General features: G+C 70.2%; 13 protein-coding genes. 2 read left to right on the top strand and 11 right to left on the bottom strand.

Annotation, left to right across the window (positions count from 1 at the left end; genetic code table 11):
- Window positions 1-165: 165 nt before the first annotated feature.
- The 9 genes from OG272_RS45385 to OG272_RS45345 all read right to left on the bottom strand — a co-directional run bounded on the left by OG272_RS45385 (window position 166) and on the right by OG272_RS45345 (window position 14,744).
- Complete coding sequence (locus OG272_RS45385; protein WP_327726320.1) at window positions 166-768, bottom strand: sarcosine oxidase subunit gamma family protein; 603 nt, start codon at window positions 766-768, stop codon at window positions 166-168.
- Window positions 761-4,108 carry a sarcosine oxidase subunit alpha family protein gene (locus tag OG272_RS45380; protein WP_328224602.1) on the bottom strand — a complete coding sequence of 1,116 codons (3,348 nt, stop codon included), beginning with the start codon at window positions 4,106-4,108 and terminating at the stop codon, window positions 761-763. Before OG272_RS45380 ends, OG272_RS45385 begins: the two co-directional genes overlap by 8 nt.
- A gap of 28 nt (window positions 4,109-4,136) precedes the next feature.
- On the bottom strand, window positions 4,137-5,369 hold the full coding sequence (locus OG272_RS45375) for a sarcosine oxidase subunit beta family protein (RefSeq protein WP_326573757.1): 1,233 nt from the start codon (window positions 5,367-5,369) through the stop codon (window positions 4,137-4,139).
- A gap of 76 nt (window positions 5,370-5,445) precedes the next feature.
- Window positions 5,446-6,306 (bottom strand): bifunctional methylenetetrahydrofolate dehydrogenase/methenyltetrahydrofolate cyclohydrolase, encoded by an 861-nt coding sequence (locus OG272_RS45370; protein WP_405895927.1) that lies wholly within the window; start codon window positions 6,304-6,306, stop codon window positions 5,446-5,448.
- Between the two features lie 184 nt (window positions 6,307-6,490).
- On the bottom strand, window positions 6,491-8,929 hold the full coding sequence (locus tag OG272_RS45365) for an FAD-dependent oxidoreductase (protein WP_405895926.1): 2,439 nt from the start codon (window positions 8,927-8,929) through the stop codon (window positions 6,491-6,493).
- 215 nt (window positions 8,930-9,144) lie between these two features.
- Window positions 9,145-10,122: an ABC transporter substrate-binding protein gene (locus tag OG272_RS45360; protein ID WP_326573763.1), complete on the bottom strand. Its 978-nt coding sequence runs from the start codon at window positions 10,120-10,122 to the stop codon at window positions 9,145-9,147.
- Between the two features lie 13 nt (window positions 10,123-10,135).
- The gene (locus OG272_RS45355) at window positions 10,136-12,166 is read right to left on the bottom strand and encodes an ABC transporter permease (protein ID WP_405895925.1); all 2,031 of its coding nucleotides are present in this window, start codon (window positions 12,164-12,166) and stop codon (window positions 10,136-10,138) included.
- Window positions 12,166-13,254: a glycine betaine/L-proline ABC transporter ATP-binding protein gene (locus OG272_RS45350; protein WP_326573766.1), complete on the bottom strand. Its 1,089-nt coding sequence runs from the start codon at window positions 13,252-13,254 to the stop codon at window positions 12,166-12,168. Before OG272_RS45350 ends, OG272_RS45355 begins: the two co-directional genes overlap by 1 nt.
- A 20-nt stretch (window positions 13,255-13,274) precedes the next feature.
- On the bottom strand, window positions 13,275-14,744 hold the full coding sequence (locus OG272_RS45345) for an aldehyde dehydrogenase family protein (RefSeq protein WP_405895924.1): 1,470 nt from the start codon (window positions 14,742-14,744) through the stop codon (window positions 13,275-13,277).
- A gap of 216 nt (window positions 14,745-14,960) precedes the next feature.
- On the opposite strand from OG272_RS45345, the gene purU reads away from it, so the two are divergent.
- Window positions 14,961-15,842, top strand: coding sequence for a formyltetrahydrofolate deformylase (gene purU / locus OG272_RS45340; RefSeq protein WP_326573769.1), 882 nt, complete (start codon window positions 14,961-14,963; stop codon window positions 15,840-15,842).
- 227 nt (window positions 15,843-16,069) lie between these two features.
- Here purU and OG272_RS45335 read toward each other — a convergent pair whose 3' ends face one another.
- Window positions 16,070-16,906: a 5,10-methylenetetrahydrofolate reductase gene (locus OG272_RS45335; RefSeq protein WP_405895923.1), complete on the bottom strand. Its 837-nt coding sequence runs from the start codon at window positions 16,904-16,906 to the stop codon at window positions 16,070-16,072.
- Window positions 16,907-16,909: 3 nt separating this feature from the next.
- Complete coding sequence (betA, locus tag OG272_RS45330; protein ID WP_326573773.1) at window positions 16,910-18,586, bottom strand: choline dehydrogenase; 1,677 nt, start codon at window positions 18,584-18,586, stop codon at window positions 16,910-16,912.
- Between the two features lie 200 nt (window positions 18,587-18,786).
- Here betA and OG272_RS45325 point away from each other — a divergent pair, with 200 nt between their 5' ends.
- Window positions 18,787-19,533, top strand: a complete 747-nt coding sequence (locus tag OG272_RS45325; protein WP_326585484.1) for an IclR family transcriptional regulator — start codon at window positions 18,787-18,789, stop codon at window positions 19,531-19,533.
- Window positions 19,534-19,545: the final 12 nt, after the last annotated feature.

Raw genomic sequence — 19,545 nt, 5'->3', positions numbered from 1 at the left:
GGTGAGGTGCGAAGCGCCCGGTCCGTCGCGGTCGACGGGCCGGGCGCTTCACTCGTCGACGACCCGGGTTCAGCCCCTACGACGCGGCGTCGGAGCGCCGGCTCTCCGCCGGCGCTCTTGTCCGTGCCCCCCTTCTGAGTAGACGGGTCGCCTCACTGAGCTCGTTCAGATGTATTCCGTCGCCGCGTCCAGCAGCCAGTCCGTCAGATAGCCGGCGAAGGAGGAGCGGACCAGCACCCAGAAGCCGGACCCGGGTGCGTCGCGGGCGACCAGGATGACCTGGGTGCGGCCCACGGTGGTCTGGGCGCAGCGTCCGGGTTCGAAGGCGCGCGGGTGCAGGTCCAGGGCGCAACCGTGGGACAGGAGGTCGTGGGCGCGGGGGCCCGCGACGAGGAGGGCGGTGCGTTGGGCGGAGACGTCGGTGACGGAGACGGGTTCGTCGCCCGCGGCCGTTCGGATCCGGCTCTCCAGGTCCCGCTCGGTGCCGGGCGGCCCCACCAGCAGCCATTCGTCCGGGCCCAGCCACAGCGCGGTCAGCTGCCCGGCGCGTACGACGGTGTTGGGTTCGAGGGGCAGGGGGAGGTCCAGGGCGAGGCCGATGGCGTCGGCCGCCGCTCCCTTGGCGTCGAGGCGGATGTCGAGCTGGGTCAGGAAGGGGAGTTCGGCCAGCCGGATCGCGCCTCCGGAGGTGCGGGTGGCGGTGGCCAGGCGGTCGGCGGCGTGGGCCAGGGGGCTGCGGGGCGGGGCGGTGAGTGCGGTGTCAGCCATCGCGGCGGGCTCCCTCGGGGTCGTAGAGGACGGGGCTTGCGACGGTCACCGGGACCAGCCGGTCGCCGACGGGGGCGTACAGGCGCTCGCCGATGCGGTCCCGGCCGCCCTTGACCAGGGCGAGGGCGAAGGTCCGGCCGAGGGCGGCGCTGCGGTAGCTGGAGGTGACGTGGCCGAGCATCGGGACGGGCGGGGCGGGCAGGACGCTGTCGGCGACCAGGTGGGTGCCCTCGGGGAGGAAGGTGCCGGGGTCCTCCGGGAGCAGGCCGACCAGGTGTTTGCGGTCGGGGCGGGTGGTGTCGGCGCGGGCGTGGGAGCGCTTGCCGATGAAGTCGGGCTTCTTCTTCGAGACCACCCAGTTCATCCCGAGATCCTGGGGGGTGACGGTGCCGTCGGTGTCCTGGCCGATGATCGGGTAGCCCTTCTCGGCGCGCAGGACGTGCATGGTCTCGGTGCCGTACGGGGTGATGCCGTACGGGGCTCCGGCCTCGTACAGCGCCTGCCAGAGGGTGAGGGCGTCCCACGGTGACACGTTGATCTCGTAGGCGAGTTCGCCGGAGAAGCTGATCCGGCAGACGCGGGCCTCGATGCCGGCGACGGTCGTCTCGCGCCAGGCCATGAACGGGAAGTCGTCGTTGGACACGGCGAGGTGGGGTGCGAGTGAGCCGAGGACGTCGCGGGAACGGGGGCCGACCAGGGCGACGGTGGCCCACTGTTCGGTCACGGAGGTGCAGTGGACCTTCAGCTCGGGCCACTCGGTCTGGAGCCACTCCTCCATCCAGTCCAGTACGGCGGCCGCGTTGCCGGTCGTGGTGGTGACCAGGAAGCGGTCCCGGGCGAGGCGGATGACCGTGCCGTCGTCGAAGACCATGCCGTCCGGGCGGCACATGACGCCGTAGCGGATCATGCCGACCTTCAGGGTGCTCATCATGTTGGTGTAGAGCAGGTCGAGGAACGCACCGGCGTCCGGGCCCTGGACGTCGATCTTGCCGAGGGTGGAGGCGTCCATGAAGGCGACGCCGTCGCGGGCTGCGGCGCACTCGCGCAGCACGGCCGTCTCCATGTCCTCGCCGGCCTGCGGGTAGTACCAGGGGCGCTTCCACTGGCCGACGTTCTCGAAGAGGGCCCCGTGCTCCACATGCCAGGTGTGCAGGGCCGTCGTGCGGATGGGGTCGTGCAGCGCGCCTCGGTCGCGGCCCGCGAGCGTGGCGAAGGAGACCGGGGTGTAGGGGGGACGGAACGTCGTGGTGCCGAGCGCGGAGATGTCCACGCCGAGCAGTTCGGCGACGACACCGCTGGCCAGGACACCGGACGTCTTGCCCTGGTCGTTGGCGGTGCCGGCCGTGGTGTAGCGCTTGGTGTGCTCGACCGAGCGCATGCCGGCGCCGGTCGCCCGGGTCAGGTCGTCGACGGTCACGTCGCGTTGGAGGTCGACGAAGCGGGGTGCGCCGTCGGCGCCCGGGACGACGTACACATGCATGGGCGGCGTCTGCGGCTGCGCGGCCACGTGCGGCAGACGGGGCGCCTCAGAGGTGTAGCCCTCGGCCTCGATCGCGCGGGCACCGGCGCCCGCGCCCTGTGCGAGAACGCCGGCGACGTCGAACACACCGCTCGCGCTGCCCGCCACCTCGACCGCCTGCCGGCAGGTGTCGGGGACGAAGGAGCCCAGCGTCTCGTCGTAGCGCAGTGTGCCGCCCGCCTGGCTGAAGAGGTGTGCCACCGGGTTCCAGCCGCCGGAGACCAGCAGGAGATCGGCGGCGAACCGCCGCTGTCCCGCGGACTCCCCGTACGGGGCGACGGTCACGGCGGTGACGCGTGGGTCGCCCTCCGTACCGGTGACGGCGTGCCCGGTCAGCACCTCGATGCCGGCCTCGCGGGCGCGCCGCGCCCACTCCCCCGCGTCGGGGCGGGTGTCGACGATCGCCGTGACGTCGATGCCCGCCTCGGCGAGGTCCAGGGCGGCCTCGTAGGCACTGTCGTTGGTGGTGAAGACGACCGCGCGGCGGCCGGGCAGGACGCCGTGGCGGTTGGCGTGGGTGCGGGCCGAGGCGGCCAGCATCACGCCGGGGCGGTCGTTGTCCGCGAAGGCGAGGGAGCGTTCGTGGGCGCCGGTGGCGAGGACGACGCGGCGGGCGCGGATGCGCCAGACGCGTTCCCGGGAGACGTTCTCGGGGGCCTCGGCGCCGAGGTGGTTGGTGCGGCGTTCCACGGCGAGGAGGTGGTTGTCGTCGTAGTAGCCGAAGACGGTGGTGCGGCGCAGGACGCGGACCTCGGGGGCGGTGTCGAGTCGTTCGGCGATCTCTTCGGCCCAGTCGAGGTGTTCGCCCGTGCCCAGGAGGCTGCCGCCCAGGTGCGGTTGGTCGTCGGCGAGGACGACCCGGGCGCCGCTGCGTGCGGCCGCGGCCGCGGCGGCGAGGCCGGCCGGGCCGGCGCCGACGATCAGCAGGTCGCAGTGGGCGTGGACGGCGTCGTAGCGGGCCGGATCGGGCTCGGTGGCGAGGCGCCCCTGGCCGGGGAGGCTGCTTGCCACGAGGCCGTCGTACAGCTCGACGGCCGTCGCGGGGAGCATCGGCTCCGGGAAGGGGGCCTCGATCTGGATCACGGCGTTGGGTTCCTCGACTCCGGCCGAGAAGATGCCTCGGGGGCGGCCGAGTTTGATGCTGGTGCCGGTCTGGACGATGCCGTTGGCGAGGAGGGCGGAGGCGAGGGTGTCGCCCTGGTAGCCCTGGTAGGCGGTGCCGTCGAAGGTGAAGGTGAGGGGGAGGTCACGGTTCACTCGGCCTCGGGTGGGGTGGCGGAACGGATGCTCCTCGCCCCCGCCGCCCCTACCCGTCCCTCCCCCACTCTCGGCTTCGCTCGAGCGGGGGGACCCCCATCTGGGGGCTGCGCCCCCAGACTCCCCTTCGGCCTGAAGGGCCTCGTCCTCGAACGCCGGACGGGCTGATGATGCCGGCCCCGGCTCGGAAGCGGCCGGACAATCCGGAGACGCCGGACGTGACTCAGAAGTCGCCGAATGGCCCAGAGATGCCGCGCGTGGCGCGGAGTTCGCCGCGCGCCCCGGTTCCTCCACGGCCGGGCGCGGCTCCCCCGGCCGGTACACCGCCAGGATCTCGTTGGTCGCCGTGTTCCGGACCGCGTTGAACCACTGGCGGCAGCCCGCCGCGTGACTCCAGCGTTCGGCGAAGGGGCCCTTGGGGTTGTCGCGGAAGAAGAGGTAGCGGGCCCATTCCTCGTCGGTGAGGGTCGACGGGGTCTCGGGGTAGGGGACGTGGGCCTGACCGCCGTAGTGGAACTCGGCCTCGTCGCGGGGCCCGCACCACGGGCAGGTGATGAGCAGCATGGTTCGGCTCCCAAAGCTTCCAGTGGTCCTAGTGGGCCACCGCGGCCGCGCCGTGCTCGTCGACGAGCGCGCCGGTGGTGAAACGGTCGAGCGAGAAGGGGGCGTTGAGGGGGTGGGGCGTGTCGTGGGCGATGGTGTGGGCGTAGACCCAGCCGACGCCCGGGGTGGCCTTGAAACCGCCCGTTCCCCAGCCGCAGTTGAGGTACAGGTTGTCGACCGGGCTGAGGCCGATGATCGGGGAGGCGTCGGGGCTCACGTCGACGATGCCGCCCCAGGTGCGCAGGACGTGGGCGCGGGCGAAGACCGGGAACAGCTCCAGGGCCGCGGACATCTGCTCCTCGATGATGTGGAACGCGCCGCGCTGGGTGTAGGAGTTGTACGAGTCGATGCCCGCGCCCATCACCAGCTCGCCCTTGTGTGCCTGGCTGACATACACATGGACCGCGTTGGACATGACCACCGTCGGGTGCACCGGCTCCAGGAGCTCGGAGACGAGTGCCTGCAACGGGTGGCTCTGGACGGGCAGTTCGATGCCCGCCATGGCCGCCAGTACGGACGTGTGGCCGGCCGAGCAGAGGGCGACCTTGCCCGCCGCGATCGGGCCCAGGTTCGTCCGGACGCCGACCACCCGGCCGCCGACCACGTCCAGCCCCGTGACCTCGCAGTTCTGGATGATGTCGATGCCTGCGGCATCGGCCGAGCGGGCCAGGCCCCAGGCGACGTGGTCGTGCTTGGCGATGCCGGCCCGTGGCTGGTAGGTACCGCCCAGGACCGGGTAGCGCACGTCCGGCGAGACATTGACGATCGGACAGACTTCCTTGACCCCGTCAGCGTCGAGCCACTCCGCGTCCACGCCGTTGAGACGGTTGGCCTCCACCCGGCGCACGCTGTCGCGGACGTCCTGGAGGCTGTGGGCGAGGTTCAGCACGCCGCGCTGGGAGAAGAGGATCGGGTAGTCGAGTTCCTCGGCCAGGCCTTCCCACAGCTTGAGCGCGTGCTCGTAGATGCCGGCGCTCTCGTCCCACAGGTAGTTGGAGCGGATGATGGTGGTGTTGCGGGCCATGTTGCCGCCCGCCAGCCAGCCCTTCTCCAGCACGGCGACGTTGGTGATGCCGTGGTTCTTGGCCAGGTAGTGGGCGGTGGCGAGGCCGTGTCCGCCGCCGCCGACGACGATCACGTCGTAGGAGCGCTTCGGCTCGGGTGTGCGCCACAGCCAGTCGGGATGTTCGGGCAGCTCGGCGCCGGGGGTACGGGGGCTCATCGGACGTCTCCGTCTTGTGAGAGGTGCGGACAGAGCGGGCGGTTGGGGGCCGGCGCGGTCAGTGCGGCTTTCGCGTTCATACGGCGTTCGCGTTCCTCTCGGCGGCCTCGACGACGTTGGCCAGGAGCATCGCCCGCGTCATGGGCCCCACGCCCCCGGGCATCGGCGCGAACCATCCGGCGACCTGGGCGGCGTCCGGGTGCACATCGCCGGCCAGCCCCTGGTCGGTGCGGGTGATACCGACGTCCAGGACGGCGGCGCCGGGGCGCAGCATGTCCCGGGTGATCAGCCCGGGCGAGCCGGCCGCCGCGACGACGATGTCCGCCTCGCGGGTGTGCCGGGCCAGGCCCTTGGTTCCGGTGTGGCAGAGGGTGACGGTGGCGTTCTCGGACCTGCGGGTGAGGAGCAGGCCGAGGGGGCGTCCCACGGTGATGCCGCGTCCGATCACGCAGACCCGCGCACCGGCGAGCGGCACCTCGTAACGGCGGAGCAGTTCGACGATGCCGCGCGGGGTGCAGGGCAGCGGGGCCTCGACGCCGAGGGTGAGCCGGCCGAGGCTGACGGGGTGCAGTCCGTCGGCGTCCTTGGCCGGGTCCATGCACTCCAGTACGGCGTTGGCGTCCAGGTGGCGCGGGAGCGGGAGCTGCACGAGGTAACCGGTGCAGTCCGGATCGGCGTTCAGCTCGTCGATGACGTCCTCGACCTGCCGCTGCGTGGCGTCGGCGGGAAGCTCCCGACGCAGCGAGGCGATCCCCACCTGAGCGCAGTCCCGATGCTTGCCGGCCACGTAGGCACGGCTCCCGGGATCGTCACCGACCAGGACGGTCCCGAGGCCGGGCGGACGCGCACCGGTGGCGGTCAACTTGGCGACGCGCTCGGCGAGTTCACGGCGGATGGCGGCAGCGGTCGCCTTCCCGTCAAGCACCTGTGCGGTCACGGACGGCACTCCTTCCAAGAACCCGAGCCGTAGCGCCCCTGAAGGGCGCGGGGCTGTGTCGATATGCGGCTCCGCCGCGATGGGGGTCCCTCCCGCTCGAGCGAGGCCGAGAGTGGGGGAGCGACCAGCCACCACCCACCCGAGGCCGCCCGACAACCCGTCCGGGCACCCCCTTTCGAACCCCTCACCCACGAAGACGGGACATCGTCGGATCGAACAACGGCTCCTCGGCCACGACCGCCTCGACGCGCTGGTCGAAGTACCCGATGTGCAACGTGGCCCCGGGCACCGCCGACTCCGTCGGCAGCCACGCGTAGGCGATCCCCTTGCCGATCGTGTAGCCGTACGCCGCGCTGGTGACGTAGCCGACGGGCCGGTCGCCGTCGTACACCGGTTCCTTGCCCATGACGACCGCCCGCGGGTCCTCGATGGTGAGGCAGGTCAGCTTCCGCCGTACGTCGGCCTTGCGGCGTTCCAGCGCGGCCTTGCCGATGAAGTCGTCCTTGTCGAGCTTGACGGCGAAGCCGACGCCGGCCTCGTACGGGTCGTGCTCGTAGGTCATGTCGGTGCCGAAGGAGCGGTAGCCCTTCTCCAGGCGGAGGCTGTTGAAGGCGCCGCGCCCGGCGATGACGCCGCCGAGCGGCTGGGCGGCGGCCCAGAGGTTGTCCCAGAGTTTCTGGCCGAGGTCGGCCGTGGTGTACAGCTCCCAGCCGAGTTCGCCGACGTACGACAGCCGCATGGCCGTGACGGGGACGGAGCCGATGTGGGCGCGCCGGGCGCGGAAGTACTTCAGGCCGTCGCCCGAGAAGTCCTCGTCCGTGAGCGGCTGGAGGACCTTGCGGGCGAGCGGGCCCCACAGGCCGATGCAGCACGTACCGGAGGTGATGTCGCGGACCTGGACGGTGCCGTCGGCGGGGAGGTGCCGGGTGAACCAGTCGAGGTCGAGATTGCCGTTGGCGCCGACCTGGAAGACGTCGCGGGCGAGGCGGGCGACCGTGATGTCGCTGCGGATGCCGCCGTCGTGGTCCAGCAGCAGCGTGTACGTCACCGAGCCGACGGACTTGGCGACCTTGCTCGTGACCAGTCGCTCCAGGAAGTCGGCGGCACCGGGGCCGGTGACCTCCAGGCGCTTGAGGGCCGTCATGTCGTACATCGCGACGGTCTCGCGGGTGGCCTGGGCCTCGGCGCCGACGATGGGCGACCAGTACCGCGCGGCCCAGTCGTTCGGGGTCGGGATGCTGCGGCCCTCGACCAGCCCTGCGTTGGCCTCGTACCACTGCGGGCGCTCCCAGCCGTTCGCCTCCAGGAAGACGGCGCCGTGCTCCCGCTGGCGGGCGTGGAAGGGGCTGGTGCGGATCGGGCGGGGCTTCCCGGAGGGCTGGAGGGGGTGGAGGATGTCGTAGACCTCGACGAAGTTCTGGCAGTCGCGGGCCAGGACGTACTCCGGGGAGAGCTGGTGCGGCTCGAAGCGGTTGACGTCGCACTCGTGCAGGTCGAAGGAGGAGCAGTAGCCGTCGACCAGCCATTCGGCTACGGCCCGGCCCACGCCCGCCGAGTGCGTGACCCAGACCGCCTCCGCGACCCAGAAGCCCTTGACGTCCGGGGACTCACCGAGGAGCGGGTAGCCGTCGGTGGTGAAGGAGAACAGGCCGTTGATGCCCTCCTCGACCTTGGCCTCCGCCGTCGCGGGCAGCAGGGACTGGGTCTCGGTCCAGGCGTCGGCGAAGTCCTCCTCGGTGAACTTCAGGACCGACGGCATCGTGTCGGCCTCGTCCACGGACAGGATGTCGTCGGCGGAGATGGGCATCGGGCGGTGGCCGTAGGAGCCGATGCCGATGCCGTCGAAGCGGTCGCGGTAGTAGAGGTCGGCGTCCTGGTGACGCAGGATCGGGCGGACCGCCTCCTCGGTCTGGCCGGCCAGGGCCGGGACCGGGCCGGTCCAGGCGAGCTGGTGGGCGAGCGGGGTGAGCGGGAGGTTCATGCCGACCATGCGGGCGATCCTCGGGCCCCAGATGCCGGCGCAGCACACGACGATGTCGGCGGGGATCTCGCCCTGGTCGGTGAGGACGCCCGTCACCTCGCCGTCGGTGTGCAGCACATCGAGGACCTCGTGGCGGGCGAGGAAGTTCACGCCGCGCTCGGTGGCCCGGCGGATCTGCGCCTCGACGGCGAGGACGGCCTTGGCGAGGCCGTCGGTCGGGACCAGGAGGCCGCCGAGGACCCTGTCGCGGTTGACCAGCGGGTGCCGCTCGACGCATTCGTCGGCGCTCAGCAGCCGGGACTCGATGCCCCAGGCGGTGATCCAGCCGTGGCGGCGGTGCAGTTCGGTCAGCCGCTCGGGGGTGGTGGCCACTTCGAGGCCGCCGACCTGGAGGAAGCAGGGCTCGCCGTCGACGTCGAGGGAGCAGAACTTCTCGACGGTGTAGCGCGCCAGCTCCGTCATGGTCTTGGACGGGTTCGTCTGGAAGACCAGGCCCGGGGCGTGCGACGAGGAGCCCCCGGTGGCGGGGAGCGGGCCCTGGTCGACCACGGTCACTTCGGTCCAGCCGCGCGCGGAGATCTCGTCAGCGAGTGCCGCGCCCACGACGCCCGCTCCGATGATGACCACTCGGGGTCCCGCCATCGCCGCACCTCCGATTGAAAACCAGTCCAGCCGGTTCAGTTGCTGTGTGCGCAACATGGTTCAGGTTGCGCAACTCAATGTGCCTGCCTCGGGGAGGGAGTGTCAAGGGGTCCGCGACCCGAGGAAAACGGGCCCGAACACGGCGATGCCCGGTGGGCGGCGCGCACCTGCGCACGCCGCCCACCGGGCATGTTCGACCGCCTACCGGCCCCGGGTCACTTGATCCAGGCGTCGACCTTGGCGCGGTTGGCTTCGACCCACTTCTTGGCCGCCGCCTCGGGCGTCATCTTGTCGACCGCGATGTACTTGGCCACCGTGTTCTGGTCGTCGTTCGTCCAGGTGAAGTTCTCGACCAGGTCATAGGCCGGGCTGCCCGACTTGGCGAACTTGGTGCTGACGATCTTGTCGAGCTTGTACACGGGGTAGTCGCAGGCGACCTTCTCCGCGTCGGCGTCGCAGCCCGCCTTGTACTCGGGCAGCTTGATCTTGACCAGCGGCACCTCGGCCATGAACCACTGGGGCTCGTAGAAGTAGCCGATCACCCATTCCTTGTCCTTCTCCGCCTTGCGGAAGGCCTGGATGAGGGCGGTCTCGCTGCCCGCGTACACCACCTTGAAGTCCAGCTTCAGGTTCTTCACCAGGGCCTCGTCGTTGGTGACGAACGACGGGTCGCCGTCGAGGAGCTGGCCCTTGCCCCCCGACTCCGATGTCCGGAACTTGTCGGCGTACTTGTCGAGGTTGTTCCAGTCGGTGATGTCCGGGTGCTCCTTGGCCAGCCACGGCGGCACGTACCAGCCGATCAGGCCTTCGTTGCCGGTCGCACCGGCCTCGACGGCGGTCTTCTGGTCGGTGATGTACTTCTTCTTGAGGTCGTCGTGGCCCCAGTTCTCGATGACGGCGTCGACCTCGCCCGTCCCGAAGCCCTGCCAGGCGATCTCCTCCTTCAGGTCCTTCTTGGTGACCTTGCAGCCGAGGTCGTTCTCCGCGACGTACGCGACGACCGCCGCGTTCGCCTCGTAGCCCACCCACGGGTTGACGGCCAGGTTGAAGGTGCCGCACTTGGCGGAGTCGCCCGAGCTGTCCGCGTCCGTGGAGCTGTCACCGACCTTCGCACCGCCGCAGGCGGTGAGGGCGAGGCCGAGGACGGCCAGTCCGGCCACGCCGGCTCTCCACTGTCGTACCTGTGTTGCCATGGTCAGTTGCTCCTTATGCGCTCACGCGTCGCGCGGCGGCCTGAGTGATCCGGTCGAACATGACTCCGAGAAGGACGATGGCGAGCCCCGCCGCGAGTCCCTTCCCGTACAGCTGCCCCTGGGAGAATCCGGCCACGACGTCGTAGCCGAGGGCGCCCGCTCCCACCAGGCCGCCCACCACGACCATCGACAGTACATAGATCAGGCCCTGGTTGGTGGCGAGCGTCAAAGCACTGCGTGACATGGGCAGTTGAACCTTGGTGATGATCTGCCAGGTGTTGCACCCGGCGGAGGTGGCCGCCTCGACGGTGGCAGCGGGCACGGCCCGCACCCCGTCCGCGATGATCTTGATGGCCACCGGTGCGGCGTAGACGATCGCGGCGACGATGGCCGTGAACCGGGTCGCGCCGAACAGTGCGAGGAACGGTACGAGATAGACGAACGGCGGCATGACCTGCGCCGCGTCCAGAGTGGGCCGCAGCAGCCGGTCCACGAGCGCGCTGCGTCCCATCCACACGCCGAAGACGATGCCCAGCACCATCACCAGCACCGTCGCGACGAGGGTCGACGCCAGCGTCGTCATGCTGTCCGACCACAGGCCCGTGCCGAGCAGCAGACCCACGCACACGGCCGCGGTGACGCCCGCGCGCCAGCCTCCGAGCACCGTGCCGAGCGCGATCAGCACCGCGGCGACGAGCCACCACGGGGAGTCGGTGAGCAACGACTGGAACGGGTTGAGGAGGCCGTTGGTGATGGCGTCGCGGAAGGCGTTGGTGAGACCCGAGAGGCTGTCCTGCACCCAGGTGGTCGTGGTGTCCGCCGCGCGCGCGATGGAGGAGCCGACGCCGCCCTCGCCGGGGAACTCGGCGGCCCACACGTAGGTGTGCGACATGTAGACGAGAACCGCCGTGACCACACCGCCGGCGGCCAGCAGCGGCCGCCGCCAGGTGACGAACCGGCCGTCCGCACGCCGGGCCGACTCCTCCCGCGCGCTGGCGGCGGTGGTGACCCGGTCGAGGACGATCGCCATGACGACGATGGCGAGGCCCGCGTTGAAGGCCGTGCCCACGTCGAGCGACTGCAGGGCCTGCAGGACGGTCTTGCCGAGGCCGGGAGCGTCGATCAGCGCCGCGATGGTCACCATGGCCAGGGCGGCCATGATCGACTGGTTGACGCCCATCACCACGGTCCGCTTGGACATCGGCAGCAGGACCTTCAGCAGCGCCTGCCGGCGTGTCGCACCGAGCGATTCGGCCGCCTCGGCCGTCGTCTCCGGCACCGACCGGATGGCATGCGCGGTGATGCGGATCGCGGGCGGCGCCGCGTAGATCACGGTGGCGATCGTGGCGGAGGCGCCCCCGATGAGGAAGAACAGGGTCAGCGGGGCGAGGTAGACGAAGGTCGGCATCGTCTGCATGAAGTCCAGGAACGGCGTCACGAACCGGTTGAACCGCTCGGACAGCCCCGCCCAGACGCCCAGCGGGATCGCGAACAGCAGCGCCACGAACACCGCGGAGAGGGTGAGCGCCAGGGTGTCCATGCTCTCCTGCCACAGGCCCTGCAGCCCGAAGAAGGTGAAGCCGGCCACGGCCAGGAGGGCGACCCGCCAGTTGCCGACGGCCCAGGAGACGTACCCCGCGATGCCGACGACACCGAGCCAGCCGATCTGCGGGAGGGGACGGTCGACGGAGGGCTGGGAGATCAGTTCCTGGATGAAGGTCACCAGGGTGTCGATGACCAGACGGATCTCGTTGAAGAAGTACAGGAAGAGCGGGTTGGAGTTCCGGTTGGCGCCGATCGAGTCGTTGAGGTCGTTGATCCACCGGTGCAGATCCGTGAGGTCGGCGGCGGCCAGGGTGAGGGTCTGCTTGCCGCGCAGCACGGCGAAGAGCACCAGCCAGGCGATCAGGATCGCCGCCACCACCGTGCCGCGTCCGACGCGGCGCACGCGGGCGGCGGTCGAGGTGGCCGGGGGCGCGGAGTCCGCCTTCCGGGGTGGTTCCGGCTTCCGCGGTTGGTCCTGTTTCTCCACGGCGACGGTCATCACACGCCGCCTTCCTGCCCGGCGACCACCGCGAGGATCTCCTCGTCACCGACGATGCCGAGCAGTTCACCGTTCTCGACGACCTTGACCGGCTTGTCGGCCGCCAGCACCGCCCGGGTGGCCTCCCGTACCACGACGTCCGGGCCCAGCTCGGGGCCGTCCAGGGCGTCGCCGTCCTCCAACGGGCGCATGATCCACCGCAGGGTGAGCACGTCGCCGCGCGGGACGTCCTTGACGAACTCACGGACGTAGTCGTCGGCCGGGGCCCCGACCAGCTCGTCGCCGGTGCCGCACTGGACCATCTTGCCGTCGCGCATGATGAGGATGCGGTCGCCGAGCTTGAGGGCCTCGGAGAGGTCGTGGGTGATGAAGACCATGGTCTTGCCGACCTCGTGGTGCAGCCGGATGACCTCGTTCTGCATGTCGCGGCGGATCAGCGGGTCGAGCGCCGAGAAGGGTTCGTCGAAGAAGAGGACGTCCGGGTCGCCGGCCAGCGCGCGGGCCAGGCCGACACGCTGCTGCATACCGCCGGAGAGCTGGTCGGGGTAGGAGTTCTCGTATCCGGAGAGGCCGACCAGTTCGACGACCTCCAGCGCCCGCCTGGTGCGTTCGGCCTTGCTCATGCCGCGGATCTCCAGGCCGAAGGCCACGTTGTCGACGACGCGGCGGTGGGGCAGCAGTCCGAAGTGCTGGAAGACCATGGAGAACTTACGGCGCCTGAGGTCGCGCAGGCGTTTGGCGTCCGCCTCTCGGATGTCCTCGCCCTCGAAGACGATTTCCCCGGCGGTGGGTTCGATCAGTCGGGTCAGACATCGCACCAGCGTGGACTTGCCGGAGCCGGACAGACCCATGACGACGAAGACCTCGCCCCTGCGGACGTCGAAGTTCACATCGCGCACGGCGGCGGTGCATCCCGTACGGTCCATGAGTTCTCGACGGGTGAGGCCGCACAGTTCCTCGGACTCCGGCACCCGGTCGGCCTTCGGCCCGAACACCTTCCACAGCCGGCGCACGGATATGACCGGAGTACCGTCCGAGTCCTCGGGGGTGCTGCGCCGCTGCGGCGCCTCGGTCTGTGTTGGGGTCACGATCGACCTCTTCTCGGCATTCAGCCGCGGAACCAGTGTTGCGGCCGGGGTTGGATGTTCTGCCAGATGTGTTTGGGCTCTCGGTACTCGTTCAGGCCGGTCGGTCCCAGCTCCCGGCCCACGCCCGAATGCCCGAAGCCACCCCATTCCGCCTGCGGCACATAGGGGTGGTAGTCGTTGATCCACACCGTGCCGTGGCGCAGTCGCCGGGCGACGCGCTGGGCCTTGCCCGCGTCCTGCGTCCAGACGGCTCCGGCGAGTCCGTACTCGGTGTCGTTGGCGATGCGTACGGCGTCGTCCTCGTCGGTGAAGCGCTCCACGGTGAGGACGGGCCCGAAGGACTCCTCGTGCACCACGCGCATGTCCTGCCGGCACTCGTCGAGCACGGTCGGCGGGTAGTAGTAGCCGTCCGCGAGGGCCGGGTCGTCGGGCCGGGCGCCGCCGCAGCGCAGTACGGCGCCCTCGGCGAGCCCCGCCGCGACGTACGCCTCGACCTTGTCCCGGTGCTGGGCGGAGATCAGCGCTCCGGTCTCGGCCTCGGGGTCGAAGGGGCCACCGAGCCGGATCTGCCGGGCGCGGCGGACGACCTCGTCGACGAACGCGTCGTGCAGGGAGTCCTCGACGATCAGGCGGGCGCCGGCCGAGCAGACCTGGCCCGAGTGCAGGAAGACGGCCGTGAGGGCGAAGTCCACGGCCGTCTCGAAGTCGGCGTCGGCGAAGATCACGTTGGGGTTCTTGCCGCCGAGTTCCAGCGCCACCTTCTTCACCGTGGCCGCGGCGGTGGCCATGATCCGTTTGCCGGTCTCCAGGCCGCCGGTGAAGGAGACCATGTCGACGCGCGGGTCCTCGGAGAGCGGGGCGCCCACCTCGGGGCCGGTGCCCAGGACGAGGTTGGCGGCGCCGGCCGGGAGTCCTGCCTCCTCAAGCGCCCTCATCAGCAGGATCGAGGTGGAGGGGGTGAGCTCACTGGGCTTGAGGACGATCGTGTTGCCGGCGAGGAGGGCCGGGGCGACCTTCCAACTGGCCTGCAGCAGCGGGTAGTTCCAGGGAGTGATGAGCCCGCAGACACCGATGGGCTCGTAGATCACCCGGCTGACGGCGTCGTCGCGCCCGGTGTCGATCACCCGGCCGGCGTCGGTGCCGCCGAGGCCGCCGTAGTAGCGGAAGCAGGAGACGACGTCGGCGATGTCGTACTCGCTCTCCACCAGCCGCTTTCCGGAGTCCAGCGACTCGGCGCGGGCGAACTCCTTGGCATCGCGCTCGATGAGGTCGGCGGTGCGCAGCAGCAACGCGCCGCGCTCCCGCTCGGGGGTGTGCGGCCAGGGCCCCTCGTCGAAGGCGCGGCGGGCCGCGTCGATCGCCGCGTCGGTGTCGGCGCGTGTCCCCTCCGCGACGGTCGCGGTGAGCGATCCGTCCGCGGGGCAGCGGATCTCCCGGCGGCCTCCGGCCACCGCGTCCCGCCACTTCCCGGCCATATACAGGTCTGCCACTCGCCAAGCCCTTCAGCTGCTGCGTTGCGCATCATGCATTCAATTGCTTGTGGTGGAACACCTTTGCGAACGCCATAGACCTACGTCAAGGGGTTGACTGATGACGATTTCGCCATGAGAGCACTTACCCGGCCACTCTTGACCGCGAGCGGCACCGAGCCGACCATGTTGCGTATCGCTCACCATGTTGTGCAATACGCACCGACGGAGGCCGCCGTGTCTGTTAGGTTCCCTCGACCGCAACCTGGCCGTGAGTACATCCTCACCCTCTCCTGTCCCGACAGCGCCGGACTGGTCCACGCAGTGAGCGGCTTCCTCGTCAGGAACTCGGGCAACATCCTGGAGAGCCAGCAGTTCGATGATCGACTCCAGGGCCGATTCTTCATGAGGGTCCACTTCGACGTCTCGGATCCGGACGCGAACGTGAAAACTCTGCGTTACCGGTTCGGTCCCGTGGCCGAGGCGTACCGCATCTCCTGGGCCCTGAGCGAGGCGGCGACCCCGACCCGGACGCTCATCATGGTGTCCAGGTTCGGGCACTGCCTCAACGACCTGCTCTTCCGCAAGCGCACCGGCGCCCTCAACATCGAGATCCCCGCGATCGTCTCCAACCACCGTGACTTGGAGGGGCTGGCGGAGACCTACGGCGTCCCCTTCCACCACATCCCGGTCACCAAGGACACCAAGGCCGAGGCCGAGGCCCGCCTGCTGGAGCTGGTCCGGGAACTGGACATCGACCTGGTGGTGCTGGCCCGCTACATGCAGATCCTCTCCGACGACCTGTGCAAGCAGTTCGAGGGCCGCGCCATCAACATCCACCACTCCTTCCTCCCCAGCTTCAAGGGCGCGAAGCCGTACGACCAGGCCTACGACCGCGGGGTGAAGCTCGTCGGCGCGACCGCCCACTACGTCACCCCGGACCTGGACGAGGGGCAGATCATCGAGCAGGACGTGGTCAGGGTAGATCACTCGCTCGACCCCGGAGACCTGGTCACCGTCGGCCGGGACGTCGAGGCCCAGGTCCTCGCGCACGCGGTGAAGTGGCACAGCGAGAGCCGCGTCATGGTGGCCGGCAATCGCACGGTGGTCTTCCGCTGAGGAACACGTGATCGCGGGGCGGGACCGGAATCCGGTCCCGCCCCGCGTCGTATACGTCTTCGGGTGCGGCACAAAGGCTGCGCGATCGGGCTGCCTATGGGGGCAGGGCGGCACCACCAGCCCGTCCGGCGTGTGAGGACGAGGCCGTTCAGGCCGAAACGGGGGGTCTGGGGGCGCAGCCCTCAGGGACGGGACGGGTAGGGGCGGCGGGGGCGACATCCCAGAGCTCAGCCCCCGAGCCGCTCCAGCACGGCACGGCGCCACGCCTCCGTCTCGGCGATCTGGTTGAACGTGAACAGGTGCAGCCCGGCCACCCCCGCCGAAGTCCCGGTGAGCACCCCCTCTGAGCGCGCCAACAGCCTCTCCGGCGAGTAGCCCCCGGGCGCCGCGAACCGCAGGAACCACGACGCGTGCTTCGTCAGGAACCGCGTCGACTCGCCCACGCCGATCTTCGTCGCCATGGACAGCAGCTTCGCCCGCTGCACGGGACCGGCGACGCCGACGTACACGGGCAGGCCGATGCCCCGGCCCCGGATCCGGACGATCCACTCCCCCAGCACACGCGGGTCGAAGCACAGGTTGCTCACGAGGTACGTGGCGTGCTCCCGCTTGTCCCACATGGCCTGGACCGTGACGTCGTCGTGGATGAGCGGATGGCTCTCGGGATATCCGGTGACACCGACGTGCGCGAAGGGCCCGCCCAGCTCGCTCAGCCTGCGGAGCACCGGCAGGGCACCCTCGTAGCCTCCGGCCGGCGGGTCGGCGTCGCCCGCCGGGACGAAGACGTCGTCCACGCCCGCCTCCCGGAGCCGGTCGACGACGTCCTTCAGGTGCGCGTCGTCCCGCAGCAGCCGCGCGGGCACATGCGGGACGACACGGTAGCCGTGCGCCGCGAGCCGGGCGGTCAGGTCGAGGGTCGGTTCCAGGCCCTTGACCGGCGACGCCGTCACGGTGACCACGACGTCGCGCGGAACATGGGCGAGGACCTTGTCCTCGGTCGCCTTCGCGGGCAGCACCTCGTAGCGGACGCCGCGCAGCAGCGCCCGAAGCCCTGTGGTGCCCAAGGTCTACCCGGCCTGACTCTGCGCGTCACGGTGGCGGTAGTACACGGCCGTCGACGGCGCCTGCGGCTCCTTGCCGAGGATCAGGTCGGCGGCCTTCTCGGCGATCATCATCACCGGCGCGTAGATGTTGCCGTTGGTGACGTAGGGCATCACCGACGCGTCCACGACGCGCAGGCCCTCCACCCCGTGGACCCGCAGGCTGTCCGGGTCGACGACGGCCATCTCGTCGGAGGAGGGGCCCATCTTGCAGGTGCAGGACGGGTGCAGTGCGGTCTCGCCCTCCTTCGCGACCCAGGCGAGGATCTCCTCGTCCGACTCCACCTTCGGGCCGGGCGAGACCTCCCCGTCGTTGTAGGGGGCCATCGCGGGCTGGTTGAGGAGCTTGCGGGCCACGCGGATCGCCTCGACCCACTCGCGGCGGTCCTGCTCGGTGGACAGGTAGTTGAACCGCAGCGCGGGGTGTTCGCGCGGGTCCTTGCTCTTGATCTTCACCGAGCCGATGGCGTCGGAGTACATGGGCCCCACGTGCACCTGGTAGCCGTGGCCGCCGGCCGGCGAGGAGCCGTCGTAGCGCACGGCGATCGGCAGGAAGTGGAACATCAGGTTGGGGTACTCGACGTCCTCGTTGCTGCGGGCGAACCCGCCGGCCTCGAAGTGGTTGGTGGCGGCCGGGCCCTTGCGGAAGAGCCACTGCAGTCCGATGAAGGGGGCACGCCACTTCGCCATGTACGGCTGCATGGAGACCGGCTGCTTGCAGGCGTACTGGACGTAGACCTCCAGGTGGTCCTGCATGTTCTCGCCGACGCCCGGGAGGTCGTGGACGACGTCGATGCCCAGGGCGCCGAGTTCCTCGGCGTTGCCGACGCCGGAGAGCTGCAGCAGTTGCGGGGAGTTGATCGCGCCGCCGCTGAGAATGACCTCCTTGGCGCGGACCTGCTGGAGCGCGCCGCGTCCGCGCCGGTACTCGACACCGACGGCCCGCTTGCCCTCGAAGAGGACGCGGGTGACGAGGGCGCGGGTCCTGACGGTGAGGTTGGGCCGCTTCATGGCGGGCTTGAGGTACGCCTTCGAGGCCGAGAGCCGGCGTCCGCGGTGGACGTTGCGGTCGAACTTGGCGAAACCTTCCTGCCGGTAGCCGTTGACGTCGTCCGTCGGCGCGTAGCCCGCCTCCTGGGTGGCCTTGAGGAAGGCGCCGAAGAGGGGGTTGGTCGCGGGGCCGCGTTCGAGGACGAGGGGGCCGTCGTGGCCGCGGAACTCGTCGTCCGGGTCGGCCGCGAGACAGTTCTCCATGCGCCGGAAGTACGGCAGACAGTGCGCGTAGTCCCAGTTCTCCATCCCCGCGTCGGCCGCCCAGCGTTCGTAGTCCATGGGGTTGCCGCGCTGGAAGATCATGCCGTTGATGCTGCTGGAGCCGCCCAGCACCTTGCCGCGTGCGTGGTAGACGCGTCGGCCGCCCATGTGCGGTTCGGGCTCGGACTCGTACTTCCAGTCGTAGAACCGGCTGCCGATGGGGTAGGTCAGCGCCGCGGGCATGTGGATGAAGACATCCCACGGATAGTCGGACCGGCCGGCCTCCAGCACCAGCACCCGGTTCGCCGGGTCCGCGGAGAGTCTGTTCGCCAATGCACAGCCGGCCGATCCGCCGCCGACGATGACGAAGTCGTATTGCAAGGAAGCCATGGTGCCTCGTCTCGCTCGCGCCATAGATACGCGAGCATGCTAGTCCGGTAGCGCTATACGCACCAGGTTGCGCGCATCGCAACTTGCAAGGTCATTGTTTCGATGCCGTTACTTGCAATGGTGTTGTTTACTACGCGTATAGTTTCACTGTGAGCAACTACAGCAACGACACAGAAACCTCGAACTCGCAGGCCGGCGGAGTGCAGTCGGTGGACCGCGCCATCAGCGTCCTGGAGATCCTGGCCCAACGGGGCGAGGCGGGCGTCAGTGAGGTAGCCGCAGAAATCGATGTTCACAAGTCCACCGCCTTCCGCCTGCTCGGCGCCCTGGAGACACGCGGGCTGGTGGAACAGGCGGGCGAGCGCGGCAAGTACCGCCTCGGCTTCGGCATAGTACGCCTGGCCGGCGCGGTGACGGGCCGTATCGACATCACCCAGCAGGGCCGCCCGGTCTGCGAGAGCCTGGCCGAGGAACTCGGCGAGACCGTCAACATCGCGGTGCTGCAGGAGCACTACGCGGTCAACCTCTACCAGGTGCGCGGCCCCGGGGCCGTGACCGCGCAGAACTGGGTCGGCCAGCTGACCCCACTGCACGCGACCTCCAGCGGCAAGATCCTGCTGGCCCATCTGCCCGCCAAGGACCGCGCCGCCCTGATCGCCGAGGCCGGCCTGAAGAAGGTCACTCCGCACACCATCACCGCGAAGACGAAGCTGGAGAAGAACCTCGCCGAGGCCCGGGAGGCCGGCTACGCCTGGGCGCGCGAGGAGCTGGAGATCGGCCTGCACGCCATGGCCGCTCCGATCCGCGATCGGGAGGGCACGGTCATCGCGGCGCTGAGCGCGTCGGGACCCTCGTACCGGCTCACCGAGGAGCGTCTGCACGAACTCTCTCCGGTCCTGCGCAAGGGCGCGGACGAGATCAGCCACCGCATGGGCTACCTGGGCTGACCCGCCCCTTGG

It is taken from the genome of Streptomyces sp. NBC_00104, from assembly GCF_045160825.1.
Lineage (GTDB): Bacteria > Actinomycetota > Actinomycetes > Streptomycetales > Streptomycetaceae > Streptomyces.
Note: the sequence above shows the minus strand (reverse complement) of the source record. Positions and strands in the feature narration are given on the sequence as shown.

Bases quoted from the DNA above. Each gene is read 5' to 3' on its own strand.
- OG272_RS45385 (WP_327726320.1), bottom strand. From the start codon at position 768: ATGGCTGACACCGCACTCACCGCCCCGCCCCGCAGCCCCCTGGCCCAC.
- OG272_RS45380 (WP_328224602.1), bottom strand. From the start codon at position 4,108: ATGCTGCTCATCACCTGCCCGTGGTGCGGGCCCCGCGACGAGGCCGAG.
- OG272_RS45375 (WP_326573757.1), bottom strand. From the start codon at position 5,369: ATGAGCCCCCGTACCCCCGGCGCCGAGCTGCCCGAACATCCCGACTGG.
- OG272_RS45365 (WP_405895926.1), bottom strand. From the start codon at position 8,929: ATGGCGGGACCCCGAGTGGTCATCATCGGAGCGGGCGTCGTGGGCGCG.
- OG272_RS45360 (WP_326573763.1), bottom strand. From the start codon at position 10,122: ATGGCAACACAGGTACGACAGTGGAGAGCCGGCGTGGCCGGACTGGCC.
- OG272_RS45355 (WP_405895925.1), bottom strand. From the start codon at position 12,166: ATGACCGTCGCCGTGGAGAAACAGGACCAACCGCGGAAGCCGGAACCA.
- betA (WP_326573773.1), bottom strand. From the start codon at position 18,586: ATGGCTTCCTTGCAATACGACTTCGTCATCGTCGGCGGCGGATCGGCC.